A 19,548-nucleotide genomic window follows, 5' to 3' on the forward strand; every position below is an offset into this window, starting at 1 on the left:
AGCGTCGCCGGCGGCGGCATCTTGCGGAGGGCGGCCATCCAAGTTCCCGCGCCAGAAGCTGCGCCTACCGCGCAAAAACCCGGTGGCGGCGACATGGGGGAAATGGGCGCGGGCATGCCGGCGTCTACCCCGCCGCCGTCCGACGACATCGGCAAGGACGGCGACGATCTGCTGCCTGAAGAAAAGGACAGCGGGTCCAGCTTCGAAGAGAGCGAAAGGCTCGAGGAGCAGTCACCGATGCCCGAGCCCGAGCGCTAAGCACTCCGGGCTCGCACCGCCCGCAAGGCAGCGGATCAAGCAGATCGGCCCATCACCGGTGCGGCGCTCTGCCGCATCCGTTCAGATCGCCACGAGTTGCCGGATGCCCTTGGCCTGCATCTCCTGACCCGGACCGCGGGCGATCACCTCGCCGCGTTCCATCACCAGGTAGTGGTCGGCCAGTTCTTCGGCGAAGTCGTAGTACTGCTCCACCAGCAAAACGCCAACTCGCTGACCGTTCAGGCCCTCGTGCGCCAGCATGCGGATCACCCGCCCAATGTCCTTGATGATGGACGGCTGGATGCCCTCCGTGGGCTCATCGAGGATCACCAGCTTGGGGCCGGCAGCCATGGCCCGGGCAATGGCCAGCTGCTGCTGCTGTCCGCCAGACAGGTCGCCGCCCCGCCGATGCAGCATCTGCTTCAACACGGGAAAGAGTTCAAAGAGCTGCGGCGGTATCGGGGTGGACGCGCTCTTGTAGGCCAGACCCATGCGCAGGTTTTCTTCAACGGTGAGCCGGGCAAAGATCTCGCGGCCCTGGGGCACGAAGCCGATGCCGGCGCGAGCGCGCTGGTACGGCGTCATCGCGTCGATGGCCTGGCCCTCGAATTGAATACTGCCGCTTTTGATCGGCACCAGGCCCATGAGCGACTTGAGCAGCGTGGTCTTGCCCACGCCGTTGCGGCCCAGAAGCACGGTGACCTGTCCGGGAGGCACCTCCAGACTCACATCGCGCAGGATGTGAGAGCCGCCGTAGTACTGCTGGATATTCTTGACAGTGAGCATCGCGTATCTTTCTTCAGCGGCCGAGGTAGACCTCGATCACCCGCTCGTCGGCCTGCACCTGATCCAGCGTGCCCTGGGCCAGCACCGAGCCATCACACAGCACGGTGACGATGTCCGAAATGGCACGGATGAAGCTCATGTCGTGCTCCACCACCATCAGCGAATGCTTGCCCTTAAGGGACAGAAAGAGTTCTGCGGTGCGTGCGGTTTCTTCGTCGGTCATGCCGGCCACCGGCTCGTCGAGCAGCAGCAGCTTGGGGTCTTGCATCAGCAGCATGCCAATCTCCAGCCACTGCTTCTGACCATGACTGAGGTTGCCGGCCTGCCGGCCCAAGTCACCCGCCAAATGAATGGTGTGCAGCACCTCGGCCAGGCGGTCGGACTGGACCGAGTCGAGCCGGAAGAACATCGAGGCCTTGACGCCCTTATCGGTCTTGAGCGCCAGCTCCAGGTTTTCGAACACGGTGAGCTGCTCGAACACAGTGGGCTTCTGGAACTTGCGGCCGATGCCCAGCTGGGCGATCTCGGCCTCCTTGTAGCGAAGCAAGTCGATGGTGGAGCCGAAGAAGACCGTTCCGGTGTCGGGCCGGGTCTTGCCGGTGATGATGTCCATCATCGTGGTCTTGCCTGCGCCGTTGGGGCCGATGATGCAGCGCAGCTCGCCGGGGGCGATGTCCAGCGACAGGCCATTGATCGCCTTGAAGCCGTCAAAGCTCACGTGCACATCTTCCAGGTACAGGATGCGGCCGTGGGTGGTGTCCACCTCACCGGCCTGGGCCACACGCCCGTAACCCGCGGCGCGGCCACCCGACTCGGTCAACAGCGCCTCGTCCTGGGTACGCGCGGTGTAGGCCTGCCGGCGCTCGGTGCCGGCTTCCAACAGGTCGGGCGTCATGCGCGTGTCTCCTTCTTGCTGTTCCTGCGCACAAAGCGCGTCCACAGCCCCACCACCCCCTGCGGCATGAACAGCGTCACCGCGATGAACAGCGCACCGAGGAAGTACAGCCAGAACTCGGGTGCAGTGACGGTGAGCCAGCTCTTCGCGCCGTTGACCAGGAAGGCGCCGACGATGGGGCCCACCAGGCTGGCGCGCCCACCGACGGCAGCCCAGACCGCGATCTCGATCGAGGCGGCGGTGCTCATCTCACCGGGATTGATGATGCCGATCTGCGGCACATACAGGGCACCGGCCACGCCGCACATCACCGCATAGATCACCCAGATGGTGAGCTTGTAGCCGAAGGGGGAGTAGCCGGAGAACATCACCCGCGACTCGGCGTCACGGACCGCCTGCAGCACCCGGCCGAATTTGGACTGCACCAGCGCACGCGCCAGCAGGAAAAACCCCAGCAGCGTGACACCGGTCAGCACGAACAGCGTCATGCGCATCGATTGGGTGGCCAAAGGCATATCCAAAATTCGCTTGAAGTCGGTAAAGCCGTTGTTGCCGCCAAAGCCGGTCTCGTTGCGGAAAAAGAGCAGCATCGCCGCGAAGGTGAGCGCCTGGGTGATGATCGAGAAGTACACCCCCTTGATGCGCGAGCGGAAGGCGAAGAAGCCGAACACGAAGGCCACCAGCGCCGGCACCAACACCACCAGCACCAGGGTCGCAATGAAACTGTCGCTGAGGGCCCAGTGCCAGGGCAGCTCCTTCCAGTCGAGGAACACCATGAAGTCGGGCAGGTCGCTCTTGTAGTTGCCGTCGCGGCCGATCTGGCGCATGAGGTACATGCCCATGACATAGCCGCCGAGCGCAAAGAACAGGCCGTGCCCCAGAGACAGGATGCCGGTGTAGCCCCAGATCAGGTCCATGGCCAGAGCGCAGATGGCGTAGCACATGATCTTGCCGATCAGGGCCACTGCATAGTCCGACATATGGAAGGCACTGCCCTCGGGCACCCACAGATTGAGGACGGGGGCGATCGCGCCCACGACGATCAGAGCGACAAGGAAGCCGGCCCAGCCATTGCGGGAAAGCAGTGGAACCGGCGCAGGCAGCAGGACGGCCACGGGCGTTGCGGAAGAAGAGGCTTGATGCGTCATCTCAAGCCTCCGCCGAGCGGCCTTTGACCGCAAAGATCCCCTGCGGGCGTTTCTGAATGAACACGATGATGAACACGAGCACCGCAATCTTGGCCAGCACCGCACCGGCCCAACCCTCGAGGAACTTGTTGAGAATGCCCAGCCCCAGCGCGGCATACACCGTGCCGGCGAGCTGACCCACACCGCCGAGCACCACCACCATGAAAGAGTCCACGATATAGCCCTGTCCGAGGTCCGGACCCACATTGCCGATCTGGCTCAGTGCGCAGCCGGCGAGGCCGGCAATGCCCGAGCCCAGCGCAAAGGCGTAGGTGTCGATGCGTGCGGTGTTGACACCCATGCACGAGGCAATGGGCCGGTTCTGGGTGACTCCACGTACGAACAGACCCAAGCGGGTGCGGGCGATCAGCCAAGCCATGCCGGCGAGTACCGCCAGCGCAAAGCCGATGATGATGATGCGGTTCCAAGGCAGCTGCAGCGCGCCCATGACCACCACGCCGCCAGACATCCAGCTCGGGTTTTCAACGCCCACGTTCTGCGCACCAAACACCGTTCGAACACCCTGCATGAGCATCAGGCTGATGCCCCAGGTGGCCAGCAGCGTTTCCAGCGGACGGCCATAAAGGAAGCGAATCACGCTGCGTTCGAGGATCGCACCCATCACCGCCGAGGCACCGAAGGCCACGGGCAATGCGGCCAGCAGGTACCAGTCAAAGGCGCCCGGAAAGTAGCTGCGGAACACGCCCTGCACCACATAGGTAGCGTAGGCGCCAATCATCATCAGCTCGCCGTGGGCCATGTTGATCACGCCCATGAGGCCGTAGGTGATGGCCAGCCCCAGGGCCACCAGCAGCAAGATGGAGCCCAGTGACAGGCCGGAGAACATCTGACCGGCCCGGTCGGCCCAGGCCAGGCTGGACTCCACTTGGCGCAAGGCGACTTCCAGCGCAGATTTGACTGCGGGGTCGGCCTCCTCCTTGAGTCGTGCCAAAAGAAGCGTCTTGGTCACGGGGTCACGGCTGCTGGCCAAGGAACGGGCCGCCTCCGTGCGCTTGGCCGGGTCGTCGCTGGCAATCAGGATGGCAGCGCGGGCCAGCACCAATTGGGCGCGAATGGACTCGACCTGCTCGGACTGCAAGGCTTTTTCCACCAGGGGCAAGCGCGAGGCATCAGGCTCAGCGGCCAGGGCCTTGACTGAGGCTGCGCGCTCCTTGGCGTTGGGCGAAAAGAGGCGGATCGCACCCAGGGCGGTGTCGAGCTCGCCGCGCATGCGGTTGTTGCTCACCACGTCCTCGGCGTCCGCGGGGATGTCGACCGGGGCTCCGGAGACCGGGTCAATGCCTTTGCCGTCTTTCACGATGAAGACCTTGTCACCCGCTGCCTTGACCGAATCGTCGGCCAGGGCCTGCAGGTACGCGGCGGTCTTGTCGTCGGCATTGGCCACGGCCTTGCTCAAGGCGGCGATGCGGGCGTCTGTCTCGCCAAGGGCGACGGCCCGGGCCTCCTCCACGGTCAGTGCGTGGGCGGATGCAACGCCCCAGGACAGGGCAATTAGGAAGAGTGTTCTCACAAGCATTCAGATCTTTCAAGTGGACGGCGCGAACCGTCGCACCAAAGCGATGCAAGACCCGCGCCAACCCCGAGCACAAGCTGGCCGCGCCGGCCGCCGGGCCCGGCGCAGCAACGCGCAGCAGGGCCCCCAGTGAGAAAGGGACCGGCTCTGCCGGTCCCTTTCTCACTGACTAAGCTCTCGAGCAAATCGCGCAAGCGATTTGTGAGACTTAGATCTTTGTCTTGCCGTCCGGCTCATCCTTCTTCTTGTCGTTGCCTTCGATGAAGGGCGACCAGGGCTTGGCCTTGACCGGGCCGGGGGTCTTCCAGACCACGTTGAACTGGCCGTCGGCCTTGACTTCACCGATGAACACCGGCTTGTGCAGGTGATGGTTCTTCTCGTCCATCTTGGCGGTGAAGCCCGACGGTGCCTTGAAGGTCTGACCCGCCATGGCGGCGATGACCTTGTCCACATCCGTGGTCTTGGCCTTTTCGACGGCCTGCTTCCACATGTAGATGCCGATGTAGGTGGCTTCCATCGGGTCGTTGGTCAGGGCCTTGTCCTTGTGACCGGCGATGCCCTTGGCCTTGGCGTAGGCCGCCCACTTCTTGGTGAACTCGTCATTGGTCGGGTTCTTGACCGACATGAAGTAGTTCCAGGCGGCCAGGTGGCCGACCAGCGGCTTGGTGTCCACGCCGCGCAGTTCTTCTTCGCCCACGGAGAAGGCGACCACCGGCACGTCCTTGGCCTTGAGGCCGGCGTTGCCCAGCTCCTTGTAGAAGGGAACGTTGGAGTCACCGTTGATGGTGGAGATCACCGCGGTCTTACCGCCAGCGGAGAACTTCTTGATGTCGGCAACGATGGTCTGGTAGTCGCTGTGGCCGAAGGGGGTGTACTTCTCGTCGATGTCCGAATCCTTCACGCCCTTGGACTTGAGGAAGGCGCGCAGGATCTTGTTGGTGGTACGGGGGTACACATAGTCGGTGCCCAGGAGCACGAAGCGCTTGGCGCTGCCGCCTTCCTTGGACATCAGGTATTCCACCGCGGGGATGGCCTGCTGGTTGGGCGCCGCACCGGTGTAGAACACGTTCTTGGACAGCTCTTCACCCTCGTACTGCACAGGGTAGAACAACAGACCGTTTTGCTCTTCGAATACCGGCAGCACCGACTTGCGGGACACCGAGGTCCAGCAGCCGAAGGTCACGGCGACCTTGTCTTGCGTCAGCAGCTGCTTGGCCTTTTCGGCGAACAGCGGCCAGTTGGAGGAGGGGTCGACCACCACCGCCTCGAGCTTCTTGCCGAGCACGCCGCCCTTGGCGTTGATCTCTTCGATCGCCATCAGGACGGTGTCCTTGAGGACGGTCTCGGAAATGGCCATCGTGCCGGACAGGCTGTGCAGCACGCCGACCTTGATGGTGCCGCCCGATTGGGCAAAAGCGGGGGAAAGTCCGGCAGCTGCCAGGGAAGTGGCGACGGCCAGGGCCTTGAGGGTGAAACGGCGTTGCATGCGAACTCCAGGTTGTGTGAGCGGAAAAAGGAACTTCAAACCATCTATCGAGCGCCCGGCCATGAAGAAGAAGGAGAGAACCGGGCGATGACGTAGTGAATTCTGGGAAAGTGCACCGGATTGGCCAATACGCCACGTGGCGTACATCCGATGGCCGCCGGCGGCCACCCGGCCAAGCCAGTTCAAGCCAGGTCAGTCAGAACAGCCCATCATTGACTCTTTGGAGTTAATACCAAATACTCATCCGACAGTAACTCATCAATAGGTGTCACATGCTTCGCACCGCCGGCCAACGCCCGCAGATTCCCCTCCCCATTCACCGCCCACAGATTCCTCTCGCCAATGGGCAGAGCAAACCCCTGACCGTCGAGCTGCTCAAACAGGCGGGCGAAACCACGGCGGGCACCGGCCGACTCGCCAGCGAGAGACTCTTCGGGGACACAAAGCTGGGCAGGGACGCAAAAGTCCAACGCGCGCAGGAGTTGCTCACCGGCCTTCGCAAGCTGCTGAGTGAGGAGTACGGACGCTCTACCGCCAGCTTGAGGCCCGCCTTGAGCAGCGTGGCGGTTGGCGACAAGGCCCTGGTGGTCAGGGCGCTGACTGAACTCATGGACAAAGAAATCACCGATACGGAGCTAGAGAATGTGGGCTCGGCATTGACTTCCGCCGCGCGGATGGTCAATCGCTTCGAGAGCGCCAGCCGCAACTTCGCAGATACGTCGATGAGGTACCCCGATGACCCGCTGACGAGCACCGACAACATCCACAAATGCGCCTACGGCCTGATGAACTTCGCGCTGGCAGCCGCCGTCGAGGACGACGACCTCGCACGGTTCCGGATGGACAGTCGTGACCGCGCCGGCACCGACCCTGTGTTCAAGCCCGACTTCCGGGCCGCCTGCATGGAGCAGTTCCGGGCCGCGATGGACAGGGCGCCGAGGGAAGCCGATGGAACGATGACGCCGAGGCAAATCAACCGTGTGGTCGAGCGCGTGATCGACCAGATCAAGCGGGACTACCCGCCGCCGCCCAAGCTGCCCACCCTCGAAGCGTGGGAAGACGTGGCGCAGGGCTTGGACGCCAAGCACGAACGCACTTTGGCGAAGACTGCCTGGGGCGCAGCAGAGAGTTCGTCCTCCCCCTCGCCCTCTACCACCGCCTCGTCGGCCGCATCGGCCGCCGGCTCCCCCGCCGCTGACGCACCCATGACTCAGGAACAGATGGCCAGGCGCAAGACGCTGGGGCTGAACTTCGACTAAACGAACGCGCGGCCCCAGGCCAGACCAGGGAGGCCAGGCCAGCGCTCGGGGCCTCAGCCCTCGCCCTGCGGGCTCAGTTGCCGCACCCGCCCCAGCACCATCGCCGCAGCGGCGGTGCGGGTCTCCACGCCGAGCTTGGCGAAGACATGCTCCAGGTGCTTTTTCACCGTCGCCGGGCTGGCGCCCACGATGTCGGCGATGTCGCGGTTGATCTTGCCCTTGACCACCCAGTAAATCACCTCAGCCTCGCGGGCGGTGAGCCGGAAGGCGTCGCAGATGGCGGCGATGAACGAGGCGTCGGACTCCTCGCGCATGACGATCAGCCACTCGCCGCCGCCGTCGTCCTCATCGCCGGTCTGCTGGTGCAGGCGCAGGGTCAGGCGGCGTGCGCCCTCGGAAAGTGAAAAACGGGGCGGCTCTACCTGCCGGAACGCGTCCGCGAGGTGACGGCGCAGCCAATCCAGCACCGCCTGCGGCGCGTGCAGCGGACGCCGGGCCACGTCCTCCGGAAACCAGGTGCTGAGGAGGTCGCGCGCCAAAGGCGTCTGCCACAGCAGTCGACCGTCCCTCACGCGCAGGGTGACGCAGGCATGGCCAAAGGCGTCCAAGGCGTTGCCGGCCTGGCGCGCCAGGCGCTGCGCATTCTCAAGCGCTTCCTCCTCGCCACGGCGATCGAACACCATGGCCTCGCCCCAGCGTTCGACACGGGGTTGCATTACTGCGTTCATGCACCACCACCCCGGAGAAAAGCACCATTCAAGTGCGGCGCATCCGGCCGAGCCCCAAAATAGGGGGCCAACTGCCCGGATGCACCAGGAGCGGGTGAGCTGGCCAAGCTGAAGCGGGACAGGCAGCGGGGGACGGGACGGATTCTGGCGTTCATGTGGACAGGACAACTGCAAAATCCACGCCACGCCAGCACCGCCCGACCCCAGCGTCAGCCCGGGCACGCCGATTGCAAGCAGATTTGACGAACGAACCGAGACACCATGGACCTCACGCCCCGCGAAAAAGACAAGTTGCTGTTGTTCACTGCAGCCCTGGTGGCCGAACGGCGGCGGGCCCGCGGCCTCAAGCTCAATTACCCGGAAGCGGTGGCCCTGATCTCGGCCGCCGTGATGGAAGGCGCTCGCGACGGCAAGTCGGTGGCCGCCCTCATGAGCGAGGGTCGCAGCGTGCTCACGCGTGAGGACGTCATGGAGGGCGTGCCCGAAATGATCCACGACATTCAGGTCGAGGCCACCTTCCCCGACGGCACCAAACTGGTCACGGTGCACCAGCCGATTGTCTGAGCGCCCTCAATGCCTGGACCCATGACCCAGCCTGCCTCACGCACGCCCCACTTGTGAACCCTCAGCGCCTGAACCAGAGCCCGACAAAAAGCCTGCCATGAAACATCTTTCTGCCTTCCTCACCACCTGGTTTGCCACCCACGCCTTTGCCCACGAAGGGCATGGCCTGGAGGGAGCCCACGGGCACGCCACTGACGCGGTAGGCTTGATCGTGGCCCTGGCGGCCGTCGCCGCGGCGCTGTGGTTCGGCCGGGGTGGCAAGTGATGACGCCCGGCGAATTGATCCTCGACGAGGGCGCGCACAGCCTCAACCCAGGCCGGCGCACGCTCACACTGGTGGTACGCAATGCGGCTGATCGGCCCATCCAGGTCGGCTCGCACTACCACTTCGCAGAGACCAACAGCGCGCTCGACTTCGACCGCGCCGCCGCGCGCGGCATGCGCCTGAACATCCCCTCGGGCATGGCGGTGCGCTTCGAGCCGGGTCAGCAACGCACGGTAGAACTGGTCGATTACGCCGGCGACCGCGCCGTCTTCGGGTTTCGCGGTCTTGTGCAAGGGAAGATTTCCTAGATGAGCAGTATTGGGCGCCGCGCCTACGCGGAAATTTTTGGCCCCACGGTGGGAGACCGGGTGCGACTGGCCGACACCGACCTGGTGATCGAGGTCGAGCAAGACTTCACCCTGCGCGCCGGCGGCTACGGCGAAGAGGTGAAATTCGGTGGCGGCAAAACCATCCGTGACGGCATGGCCCAGAGCCAGCGGAGCCGCGCCGAAGGCGCTGTGGACACGGTGCTGACCAATGCGCTCATCGTCGACCACTCGGGCATCATCAAGGCCGACATCGGCCTGCTCGGCGGACGCATCGTAGCCATTGGCAAGGCCGGTAACCCAGACACCCAGCCGGGCGTGAACATCATCATCGGCCCTGGCACTGAGGTGATTGCCTGTGAGGGCAGCATCGTCACCGCCGGCGGCATTGACACGCACATCCACTTCATCTGCCCGCAGCAGATCGAAGAGGCTCTGTCCTCCGGCATCACCACCATGTTCGGTGGCGGCACGGGCCCGGCCACCGGTACCTTTGCCACCACCTGCACACCCGGCCCCTGGCACATGGAGCGCATGCTGCAGGCGGCCGACGCCTTCCCGATGAATCTCGGCTTCATGGGCAAGGGCAACGCCAGCCAGCCTCAGGCCCTGCGCGAGCAAATCGCCGCTGGCGCCATTGGCCTCAAGCTGCATGAGGATTGGGGCACAACGCCCAGCGCGATCAGCAACTGTCTGGACGTGGCCGACGAGATGGACATTCAGGTGGCCATTCACTCGGACACCCTCAACGAGTCGGGCTTTGTCGAAGACACCATCGCCGCCACCAAAGGCCGCGGCATCTGCGCCTTCCACACCGAGGGCGCGGGGGGCGGACACGCGCCGGACATCCTGCGGGTGGTGGGCGAGGCGAACTTCCTGCCTTCTTCAACCAACCCCACCATGCCCTACACCGTCAACACGCTCGACGAGCATGTGGACATGCTGATGGTGTGCCACCACCTGGACCCGGCCATCGCCGAAGACCTGGCCTTTGCCGAGAGCCGGATCCGCAAGGAAACCATTGCCGCCGAAGACATCCTGCACGACCTGGGGGCCATCAGTATGTTCTCCTCCGACTCGCAGGCCATGGGCCGTGTCGGCGAGGTGATCCTGCGCTGCTGGCAGACCGCGCACAAGATGAAGATGCAACGCGGCAAGCTGCCGGGCGACAACGAGCGAAACGACAACGCGCGCGTCAAACGCTACGTGGCCAAGTACACCATCAACCCGGCCATCGCCCACGGCATCAGCCACGAGGTGGGCAGCATCGAGGTGGGTAAGTGGGCCGACCTGGTGCTGTGGAAGCCGGCCTTCTTCGGCGTCAAGCCAACGCTCATCGTCAAGGGCGGAACCATCGCGATGGCGGCCATGGGCGATGCCAATGCCTCGATCCCCACCCCGCAGCCGGTGCACTACCGGCCGATGTTCGGCAGCTACGGCGGTGCGCTGGCAAAGTCGTCCATCACCTTCGTCTCGCAAGCGGCCTTGGCCGCCGGCGCGCCAGAGCGCTATGGCTTGTCCAAGGTGGTGAGTGCGGCTCGGGACATCCGCCGGGTGCGCAAGCAGCACATGATCCACAACGACCTCCTGCCCCGCATGGAGATCGACCCGCAGACCTACGCGGTCCGCGCCGACGGGCAGTTGCTCACCTGTGAGCCAGCGAAGGTGCTGCCGATGGCGCAGCGCTACTTCCTGTTCTGAGCCTTCCGATCCAACTCGCAGGTTTGCTAACCTGCACACCATGCTGATCGCCAACAAGCTCCTTCCCGCCGGCCGCGGCCTCGCGTCTGCGCTCATCAAACGCGCTCCTACGATCGAACTGGACTGGGACCTGCGCCAAAAAAGCCGCTTTGAAAGCACCGACTCCTCGGGCCGCACGATCGGCATCTTTCTGCCGCGCGGCAGCGTGGTGCGCGGCGGTGACGTGCTGGTGGCCGAGGACGGCTCCCTGGTGCGGGTGATTGCCGCGCCGCAGGCGGTGCTGGTCATCACCCACTGCACGCAGCACGGCACGCCCTTCGACCTGACCCGCGCGGCCTATCACCTGGGCAACCGTCATGTCCCGATCGAGCTGCGACCCGACCGTCTGCAGATCGAACCCGACCATGTGCTGGCCGCGATGCTCCGGTCCATGCACCTGATCGTGCATGAAGCTCAGGCGCCGTTCGAGCCGGAGGCTGGCGCTTACGGTGCGCACGGGGGACATGGGCACTCGCACGAGCACCCGAACGAGGATTCACACGGGAAGTCGCAAGGCCATGGACACCACCATGACCACGCGCATGACCACACCCGTGAGGCGGGACACACACACACCCATTCCCCGACGGAGGTCCAGGCGCATCAACAAGGCCACGACCACGACCACGACCACGGACATGTCCATGGCCCCGGCTGCAAGCACGATCACTGAGGCTGCTGGAACCGGCTCGGCCGTTGGGGCTAGCGACGCCGCGCTCCTGCACCTGATCTGGCTGGCCTCCCCCGCACTGCCGGTGGGAGGCTTCTCCTATTCAGAGGGCCTGGAAGCTGCGGTTGACGCAGGCCGTGTCACCGACGGCCCGAGCGCTGCCGATTGGCTGGCCGACCAGTTGCACCTGGCGCTGGCCCGTGCCGACCTGGCGGTGCTGGTTCAGGCGCTGCCCGCCTGGGACCGCGGCGACACCCTGCGCCTGCGCGAACTGGACGACTGGGTGCTGCGCACCCGCGAGACCCAAGAGCTTCGCCTGCAGTCCGAGCAGATGGGCCGCTCACTGGTCGAGTGGCTCAAGACGGTGCGGCCCGATCACGCGGCGCGTGCAGTGGCCCTAGGTCACCTCACCTACCCTGTGGCCTACGCGCTGGCCTCCCAAGCGGCCATGCAGGCCGGCGCCGGCGCCCGCGCCATCGCCCTGGGCTTTGCCTTCGGCTGGGCCGAAAACATGGCCCAGGCCGCGATCAAATCCGTCCCCCTGGGGCAGAGTGCGGGCCAGCGCATCCTCGCGCGCCTGGCCACCGAAATCCCGGCTGCCGTCGACACCGCCCTGGCCCTGCCCGACGACGAGCGCCAATCTTTCTCGCCCATGCTGGCCGTTCTCTCGGCCCGGCATGAACACCAATACTCACGCCTCTTCCGATCATGAGCCTGCACCACATCGCCCACCGCACCAAGAAGCTGCCGCCCCTGCGCGTGGGGATCGGCGGACCCGTCGGATCAGGAAAGACCACCCTGCTCGAAATGCTGTGCAAGGCCATGCGTGAGCGCTGGGACCTGGTGGCCATCACCAACGACATCTACACCAAAGAAGACCAGCGCCTTCTCACCGTGAGCGGCGCTTTGCAGGCCGAGCGCATCATGGGCGTGGAAACTGGCGGCTGCCCCCACACCGCTATCCGCGAGGACGCCTCCATCAATCTGGAGGCCATCGACCGCATGCTGGCGCAGTTTCCCGAGGCCGACGTGGTGTTTGTCGAATCGGGCGGCGACAACCTGGCCGCCACCTTCAGCCCCGAGCTGTCAGACCTCACCATCTATGTGATTGACGTGGCCGCAGGCGAAAAAATCCCGCGCAAGGGCGGGCCGGGCATCACCAAGAGTGACCTGTTCGTCATCAACAAAACCGACCTGGCACCGCATGTGGGCGCCGACCTGGAGGTGATGCGCCTGGACACCGAGCGCATGCGCCAGGGCAAGCCCTTTGTGATGACCAACCTCAAAACGCACACCGGCGTGAACGAAGTCGTGAAATTCATCGAACAAAAAGGCATGCTTGCCGCCGCGTAAATAATGCGTATTAAAGTGCTCATCATCTCAATAATGAGCGCTATTGTGAGAAAGAAGTGGCCACTCCTCCCATGCGAATGTGGCTTTCATGTGAGCAAAGTGCCATTTATCACCATCCCCGGCGCTCAAGCCGAGTGAATTAGCGCCGATTCACCCCGCGAAAAGCAGCTCGATTCATACCTCCGGCTACATCGCTTTTCCAGCCAAAGGCCAGTAGACTCGGCCCCTCGTTTTTTTGAAATCACCGCAGGCACGTAGCCAAGCCGAAGCCGGCTTGGCGTCACCGTCCCCGCGCTAGAACACGAACAGTCGAAGGCATTACCGTGTCCAATCCCGCAGGCAAGTACGACGCACCCGGCAACCTGATCATTGGCGAAGGCGTGAAGGTGGTCGGCCATCTCATGGTCCCGGGCATGGCCGTGATCAACGGCACCCTCGAAGGCGGCTTGCAAGCCGGCGAGCTGCTGGTGGGCCCTCAGGGCTCGCTGTCCGGCCAGGTGAATGTGCGCACGGCCGACGTGCACGGCCGCACCTACGACACGCTGAGCGCCAGCGAGTTCCTCTGTGTGCGCAGCACCGGTGTCGTGAGCGGCAAAGCCCACTACGGCGAAATCGAAATTGAAAAGGGCGGCGTGATTCAGGGCTCCATCGGCCCGGTCTCTGCGCAAGAAGCCCCGGCCAATGCGGCCGCCATGGCTGCACTCGGCCACGACACGGACGCCGCCTAAGGCGAGTTAGCAAGTGGTATTTCTGCGCTGGCTTCGCCGCCCCGGCAAGGTGGTCCATTGGACACGCCTGGCCCTCGGTATGTGGCACCGTGAGTACCACGACTCCCGGATCATCCTGGAGCAGCAGGGGGACCTGAAGTACCTGGTCATTTCGGCCAGGGTTCAGCGTAATGCGGTGCGCGCAACGATCCTGGTGATGGGCTTCCTGACCACCATGGCAGTGGGCATGACCGTCACAGCCGGGTGGCTGCAAACCCGCAAGATCATGCTGGAGCATTCGCACCGACAAATCTTCTTCGCCCTGCAGTCGGCCGGTATCAACCCCGACTTGCAATCTGGCGAGTACTCCCAAGACGACATGCTGGAAATGGCGCGCTCGATCCGCGAGCGCGATATGCAGATCCGCCAGTACGTGGGCGACTGGACCGAGACCCTGGCAGCCCGCAACAACGATTTGCGTAGCCTGATGAGTTCATCGGGCCTCAATGGCAAGGTGATCAGCCTCATTCAGAGCACCCAGCCAGTAGGCGGCGTGAACGAAGCCTTCAACGAAAACCCGCTGCTTGGCGGCGCCTTCGCCAAGGAAACGGCCGCCAACCGAGAGCTGCGCAGCGTGCTGGAGGCACTGCCGGACCGCATGCCGCTGCCGGACTACACCATCACCTCCGACTTTGGTATCCGCCCGCACCCCGTCACGAACAAGCCCAGTCTGCATGCCGGCATCGACATCAAGCCGCAAAATGGCGACGACCGGGTGCTGGCCGTCAAATCCGGCAAGGTGCTCGTCGCCGGCTACCACGGCAACTTGGGCAATGCCGTCCTGATTCGCCATGACCGCGGCGTCGAGACGATCTACGGCCACCTCGACAAAATCTTCGTCAAGCAAGGCGACACAGTCGAACAAGGAACGCCCCTGGGCCTGGTGGGCAACACTGGCCAGTCAACGGGCAAGCACCTGCACTTTGAAGTCCTGGTCGGCAGCTACCAGGTCGACCCCAAGAAAGTCATACAGACGGCCCAATATGTTCGGCAAACCCAAAAATAATTCCGTCGACGAGGACTTCGTCGACAGCAGCGACGCAGACGATGGCAAGGGCGACACCCAGCGCGGTGGAAGTGACAGCGCCGGGGCGGGATTCCTGCTCGATCGCAGCAAACCCTCCGTCATCAGCGAAGGCTTCACCCTCCAGGGCGACATCTCCGCCAAGGGCGTGCTGCATGTCGAAGGCTTCATCAAGGGGACGGTGAGCACCGACGTGGTCAACATCGGCCCGCGGGGCGCCATCGAAGGCCAGGTGACGAGCAAGTCGCTCCATGTCAAGGGCGCCTTCGTCGGCACCGCGGTCTGCGACGAACTGTTCATCGCCAGCAAGGCACGCGTCGTCGGTCGCATCACCTACCGCACAGTGGCCATCCAGCGCGGCGCGCTGATCGAAGGCGAACTGGTACACGCTGCCTGAAGGGCGGCCACCTTGCCCCGCAAGGAGCGATGCGGATGGAACAGACCTGGACCTCCGGCGACGCCAAGCTGCTTCGCGAGCTGCGCCAGGCCGCGGGGATAGACCGCGCCGCACTCGCCAGGCGCTGCGCACTGTCAATTGGCCAGCTGGCCGAGCTAGAAGAAGGCGGCAGCAAACAGTTCTACTCCGACCGCATCAAGTCCCACACCGGCCGTGCCGTGCTGGCGCGGTTAGGGCACACACCCGCCGCCCATCCGCCTGCCGCGGCATCCACGCCTGCCGCGGCATCCACCCCTGCCACGGCATCCGCTCCAGCCGCTGCACCGGCTCATGTCGCCGCACCCGCTCCCATCTTCACGCCTGCGGCAGCCCCCGCTGCTGAACGGGCTCCCGCGCTCGTCACCAACCCACAGCGCCTTGGCCAGAGGGACCGCATGGCCGCGCCAGCGGTCAGCGCGCAAGGGGCTGAACCCCCGGCTGCTCCACAACTGCCTGCGCCCCTCGCTGAGGCCAAGGCGCCGACCACTACCCGGACCGATCCTCTGGACGCGCCCTCGCCTGGGGGACCACCGCCCGCAGGGGCTGCCAACACTGGGGGCCGCTTCTGGCTCGGCGTCCTGGTGGTGGGTGTTGCGGTCGTGGGTTTCCTGGCCTGGCTGAGCCGGCCGCAGTCCCCCGGGCCGGTGGCCCTGCCCGCTGCCGCGCCCGAAGCGTTGGCCGAGACGCGCCAGGTCCCCTCGGCACCGAGTTCAGCGCCGGCTGCGGCGGACGTTTCGGTAGTGGCCGCTGCTAACGCACCGGCTGCGGCGGCGTTGCCAGGCAAGGCAGAACTGAAGTGCCCGCCCGCACAGGGTGAACCTGCCGTCTTCACGCCGGATCGGGCCCTGCGAGATGCGGGCTACATCTACATAGAGGCGGTGCATGCCACTGTGGTCTGCGTCACCGACGCCCTGCAAAAGAGGTCCGAGCTCATCCTCACTGAAGGCGAGCGCATCAGCTCCAGCGGAACGCCGCCCTTCACCCTGCAAGCCGCCCGGTGGGCCGACATACGCCTGTTCTACCAGGGTGTGCGGGTACCGCTCGAAGACCCGGCCTTGAGCGCCGGGACCTTGGTGCTACAGGCGCGTTGAGTGCGCCCCCCAAAAAAAGCGCCACCTGGCGCTTTTTTGTTTTCGAAGGGCCGCACTTGTTATCAGCGTGCCGCGAAGTCGCCTCTACGCGCCGATGGGCAGCGCGGTCTTGTACCGCACTTGCTTGAGGGCAAAACTGGAGCGAATTTTCTCCACCTGGGCGATGGGTGAGAGCTGCTCCAAGATGAAGACCTCGAGTGAGGGCATGTCGGCAACAGCGACGCGAATGAGGTAATCAGACTCACCCGTCATGAGGTAGCACTCCATGACCTCCTCGCGCGTGCAAATTCGGTCCTCGAAAGCCTGCAAGGCCTTGCGGCTTTGCTGTTTGAGACTGATCGAAATGAACACGTTCAGATGCAGGCCCAGCTGCTGCGGGTCGAGCAAGGCCACATAGCTGCGAATCAGCCCTTGGGCCTCCAGCGCACGCACCCGCGCAAGGCAGGGGGAAGGCGAGAGATGCACCTTGCGAGCCAGCTCCACATTCGAAATGCTGGAGTCCTCCTGCAAGGCATTGAGAATCTTGCGATCTGTGCCGTCTAAGTTCGCCATGCTTTTATTCAGTTCTTTTACAGAATAACGTGCCGTAATGAGGCCGATCAACCTGCAATTTAAGCTGCAAATACCGGCGTTTGAATTCTACAGTTGGACTCACGCCCCAGCTCTTCTTATTGAGTTTTTATGCCCTCTTCGATTGAACAGAACGAAAGCGTCACCCGCCTCGACAGCGACCCCGCGGAGACCCAGGAGTGGCGTGATGCGCTGCTCTCGCTGCTTGCGGCCGCTGGCCCAGAGCGCACGCGCGAGATGTTGAACATGCTCAGCGACATGGGGCGTGACCCCGCCATTGCCTGGAAGCCCTCGCTCAAGACGCCCTACGTCAACACCATTGCTGTCGACCAGCAGCCGGCCTTTCCAGGCGATCTGGCGATTGAGGAGCGGCTGGCGTCGTTGATGCGCTGGAACGCCCTGGCCATGGTGGTGCGCGCCAATGAAGCCTATGGCGAGTTGGGTGGTCACATTGCCAGTTATGCAAGCGCGGCGGATTTGTTTGAAGTGGGCTTCAATCATTTCTTTCGGGCCCGCGGCGACCATCAGGGAGCGCCGCATCTCGGCGATCTGGTCTTCTTTCAGCCGCACAGCGCGCCAGGTGTGTACGCACGGGCCTACTTGGAAGGGCGGCTCACCGAAGCGGACTTGACGCTATATCGCCAGGAGCTCACTTCACCCAAGTCGCCGGCGGGCGACAGTGCCCGTGGCCTGTGCAGTTACCCGCATCCCTACTTGATGCCCGAATTCTGGCAGTTCCCCACCGGGTCCATGGGCATCGGTCCGATCAGCTCGATCTACCACGCCCGCTTCATGCGCTACCTCACGGACAGGCGCTTGCTGGACTGCTCCGACCGCAAAGTCTGGGGCGTCTTCGGAGACGGCGAGATGGACGAGCCCGAGAGCATGAGCGCCCTCACCCTGGCGGCTCGCGAAGGCTTGGACAATTTGGTGTGGGTGGTGAACTGCAACTTGCAGCGCCTGGACGGCCCGGTCCGCGGCAATGGACGCATCATCGACGAGCTGGAGGAGCTCTTCGCCGGCGCCGGCTGGAACGTGATCAAGCTGGTGTGGGGCAGTGACTGGGACGGCCTCTTTGCGCGAGACCACAGCGGTGCGTTGAAAAAGGCTTTTGCAAACACCGTGGACGGACAAATGCAGGCCTTTGCCGCCAAAGATGGTCGGTTCAACCGCGAGACATTCTTTGGTCAGAACGCGGAGTTGGCGGCCTTGGCAGAAGGCATGACCGACGAGCAAATTGACCGACTCAAACGGGGCGGCCATGACCTCGTAAAAATCCACGCGGCCTACGCGGCGGCCCTCAAGCACCCGGGCAAACCCACCGTCATCCTGGCTCATACCAAGAAGGGCTACGGAATGGGCAGCGCGGGCCAGGGCAAGATGACCACGCACAGCCACAAGAAGTTCGACGAAACCGACTTGATCGCCTTCCGCAACCGTTTTCAGTTGCCGCTGACCGATGCCCAGGTGACCGCACTCGAGTTCTACCGGCCACCGGCCGACAGCGCCGAGATGGTCTACATGCATGAGAAGCGCCAGAGCCTGGGCGGCTTCTTGCCAAAGCGCTTGACCCAATGCGACCAGGTGCCGGTGCCGGCGCTGGCCTCCTATGGCCAGTTTGCTACTCAGGCCGAGGGCAAGGAAATGAGCACCACCATGGCCTTTGTGCGCATGCTGGGCAATTTGCTCAAGGACAAGAACCTGGGGCAACGCATTGTCCCCATCGTGGCCGATGAGGCGCGCACTTTTGGCATGGCCAATCTGTTCAAGCAGGTTGGCATTTACTCCAGCGTGGGCCAGCGCTATGCGCCAGAAGACATCGGCTCCGTTTTGAGTTACCGGGAGGCCAAGGACGGGCAGATTCTGGAAGAAGGCATCTCGGAGGCGGGCGCACTGGCCAGCTGGACGGCGGCCAGCACCAGCTACAGCGTGCATGGCCTGGCCATGCTGCCCTTCTACATCTACTACTCCATGTTTGGCTTCCAGCGCGTGGGTGACCAGATCTGGGCCGCTGCAGACCAGCGCGCCCGCGGCTTCCTCATTGGCGCCACCTCCGGGCGTACCACTCTGGGCGGCGAGGGGCTGCAGCACCAAGACGGCACCAGCCACGTGGTGGCCGCCACCATTCCCAATTGCAAGGCCTATGACCCGGCCTTTGCCGGCGAGCTCGCAGTGATCGTGGACCGGGGCATGCGCGAGATGATGGAGGAGCAGCAAGACGTTTTCTACTACATCACTGCCATGAACGAAAACTACGCCCAGCCCAGCCTGCCGAATGCGGCGGTGGAAGGCGTGATCAAGGGCGGCTACCGCTTGGCACGCTACGCCGCCGTGCCAGGCCCTGCAGGCCTTGCAGGAGGCACAGGAGGTGCAGGAGGCGCTGATGAAGTCACGCTCATGGGATCGGGCGCCATCCTCACCGAGGTGATCAAGGCGGCAGAGATGCTGGCCTCAGAGGGAATTTCTTCGACGGTGTTCAGCGTGACGAGTTGGAGTGAGCTGGCCCGCGAAGGCCAACGCTGCATCGATCCGTTGGCGGGTTCGGCAGAGACGACGCCTTATGTCGCCCAGATGCTGGAAGAAAGTGGTGGCCCCATTGTTGCGGCCAC

General features: G+C 64.1%; 19 protein-coding genes and 2 pseudogenes. 14 read left to right on the forward strand and 7 right to left on the reverse strand.

What is annotated here, in order from left to right:
- Positions 1 to 258: pseudogene (locus QE494_RS08115) on the forward strand (hypothetical protein); the annotation flags it as partial.
- 81 nt (positions 259 to 339) lie between these two features.
- Here QE494_RS08115 and urtE read toward each other — a convergent pair.
- The 5 genes from urtE to urtA all read right to left on the reverse strand — a co-directional run bounded on the left by urtE (position 340) and on the right by urtA (position 6,146).
- Complete coding sequence (urtE, locus tag QE494_RS08120; RefSeq protein WP_300042422.1) at positions 340 to 1,044, reverse strand: urea ABC transporter ATP-binding subunit UrtE; 705 nt, start codon at positions 1,042 to 1,044, stop codon at positions 340 to 342.
- 13 nt (positions 1,045 to 1,057) lie between these two features.
- Positions 1,058 to 1,939, reverse strand: a complete 882-nt coding sequence (gene urtD / locus QE494_RS08125) for an urea ABC transporter ATP-binding protein UrtD (RefSeq protein ID WP_300042423.1) — start codon at positions 1,937 to 1,939, stop codon at positions 1,058 to 1,060.
- Entirely contained in the window at positions 1,936 to 3,087 is a 1,152-nt protein-coding gene (urtC, locus tag QE494_RS08130) for an urea ABC transporter permease subunit UrtC (RefSeq protein ID WP_300042424.1), read from the reverse strand. Before urtC ends, urtD begins: the two co-directional genes overlap by 4 nt.
- 1 nt (position 3,088) lies before the next feature.
- Positions 3,089 to 4,663 (reverse strand): urea ABC transporter permease subunit UrtB, encoded by a 1,575-nt coding sequence (urtB, locus tag QE494_RS08135; RefSeq protein WP_300042425.1) that lies wholly within the window; start codon positions 4,661 to 4,663, stop codon positions 3,089 to 3,091.
- 205 nt (positions 4,664 to 4,868) lie between these two features.
- Positions 4,869 to 6,146, reverse strand: coding sequence for an urea ABC transporter substrate-binding protein (urtA, locus tag QE494_RS08140; RefSeq protein WP_300042426.1), 1,278 nt, complete (start codon positions 6,144 to 6,146; stop codon positions 4,869 to 4,871).
- A 272-nt stretch (positions 6,147 to 6,418) separates the two neighbouring features.
- On the opposite strand from urtA, the gene QE494_RS08145 reads away from it, so the two are divergent.
- Positions 6,419 to 7,405: a hypothetical protein gene (locus QE494_RS08145; RefSeq protein ID WP_300042427.1), complete on the forward strand. Its 987-nt coding sequence runs from the start codon at positions 6,419 to 6,421 to the stop codon at positions 7,403 to 7,405.
- A 53-nt stretch (positions 7,406 to 7,458) separates the two neighbouring features.
- Here the strand turns inward: QE494_RS08145 and QE494_RS08150 are convergent.
- Positions 7,459 to 8,040, reverse strand: a pseudogene (locus QE494_RS08150) (LuxR C-terminal-related transcriptional regulator); the annotation flags it as partial.
- A 354-nt stretch (positions 8,041 to 8,394) separates the two neighbouring features.
- Between QE494_RS08150 and QE494_RS08155 the strand changes: the two are divergent.
- From QE494_RS08155 to QE494_RS08205, 11 genes are all read left to right on the forward strand, one after another.
- Positions 8,395 to 8,697, forward strand: coding sequence for an urease subunit gamma (locus QE494_RS08155; protein WP_300042428.1), 303 nt, complete (start codon positions 8,395 to 8,397; stop codon positions 8,695 to 8,697).
- A 97-nt stretch (positions 8,698 to 8,794) separates the two neighbouring features.
- Positions 8,795 to 8,962: a hypothetical protein gene (locus tag QE494_RS08160; RefSeq protein ID WP_300042429.1), complete on the forward strand. Its 168-nt coding sequence runs from the start codon at positions 8,795 to 8,797 to the stop codon at positions 8,960 to 8,962.
- Positions 8,962 to 9,270 carry an urease subunit beta gene (locus tag QE494_RS08165; protein WP_300042430.1) on the forward strand — a complete coding sequence of 103 codons (309 nt, stop codon included), beginning with the start codon at positions 8,962 to 8,964 and terminating at the stop codon, positions 9,268 to 9,270. The genes QE494_RS08160 and QE494_RS08165 overlap by 1 nt, the downstream gene beginning before the upstream one ends.
- The gene (gene ureC, locus QE494_RS08170) at positions 9,271 to 10,989 is read left to right on the forward strand and encodes an urease subunit alpha (RefSeq protein ID WP_300042431.1); all 1,719 of its coding nucleotides are present in this window, start codon (positions 9,271 to 9,273) and stop codon (positions 10,987 to 10,989) included. It begins immediately after the preceding gene.
- A gap of 40 nt (positions 10,990 to 11,029) precedes the next feature.
- Complete coding sequence (gene ureE, locus QE494_RS08175; protein ID WP_300042432.1) at positions 11,030 to 11,701, forward strand: urease accessory protein UreE; 672 nt, start codon at positions 11,030 to 11,032, stop codon at positions 11,699 to 11,701.
- Positions 11,673 to 12,410, forward strand: coding sequence for an urease accessory protein UreF (locus tag QE494_RS08180; RefSeq protein ID WP_300042433.1), 738 nt, complete (start codon positions 11,673 to 11,675; stop codon positions 12,408 to 12,410). The genes ureE and QE494_RS08180 overlap by 29 nt, the downstream gene beginning before the upstream one ends.
- Entirely contained in the window at positions 12,407 to 13,051 is a 645-nt protein-coding gene (ureG, locus tag QE494_RS08185) for an urease accessory protein UreG (protein WP_300042434.1), read from the forward strand. Before QE494_RS08180 ends, ureG begins: the two co-directional genes overlap by 4 nt.
- A 323-nt stretch (positions 13,052 to 13,374) precedes the next feature.
- Complete coding sequence (locus QE494_RS08190; RefSeq protein ID WP_300042435.1) at positions 13,375 to 13,779, forward strand: polymer-forming cytoskeletal protein; 405 nt, start codon at positions 13,375 to 13,377, stop codon at positions 13,777 to 13,779.
- 13 nt (positions 13,780 to 13,792) lie between these two features.
- A complete protein-coding gene (locus QE494_RS08195; RefSeq protein WP_300042436.1) occupies positions 13,793 to 14,824 on the forward strand; it encodes a M23 family metallopeptidase in 1,032 nt (343 codons plus the stop codon).
- The gene (locus QE494_RS08200; RefSeq protein WP_300042437.1) at positions 14,802 to 15,239 is read left to right on the forward strand and encodes a polymer-forming cytoskeletal protein; all 438 of its coding nucleotides are present in this window, start codon (positions 14,802 to 14,804) and stop codon (positions 15,237 to 15,239) included. Before QE494_RS08195 ends, QE494_RS08200 begins: the two co-directional genes overlap by 23 nt.
- Before the next feature lie 35 nt (positions 15,240 to 15,274).
- Entirely contained in the window at positions 15,275 to 16,369 is a 1,095-nt protein-coding gene (locus QE494_RS08205) for a hypothetical protein (protein WP_300042438.1), read from the forward strand.
- A gap of 84 nt (positions 16,370 to 16,453) precedes the next feature.
- On the opposite strand, the gene QE494_RS08210 is transcribed toward QE494_RS08205, so the two are convergent.
- Positions 16,454 to 16,921, reverse strand: coding sequence for an Lrp/AsnC family transcriptional regulator (locus tag QE494_RS08210; protein ID WP_300042439.1), 468 nt, complete (start codon positions 16,919 to 16,921; stop codon positions 16,454 to 16,456).
- A gap of 129 nt (positions 16,922 to 17,050) precedes the next feature.
- On the opposite strand from QE494_RS08210, the gene aceE reads away from it, so the two are divergent.
- Positions 17,051 to 19,548, forward strand: a 2,498-nt coding sequence (gene aceE / locus QE494_RS08215; RefSeq protein ID WP_300042440.1) for a pyruvate dehydrogenase (acetyl-transferring), homodimeric type, incomplete at its 3' end; no start/stop codon positions are given.

The organism is Ramlibacter sp. (genome assembly GCF_029866045.1).
In the GTDB taxonomy this organism is placed as follows: domain Bacteria; phylum Pseudomonadota; class Gammaproteobacteria; order Burkholderiales; family Burkholderiaceae_C; genus Ramlibacter.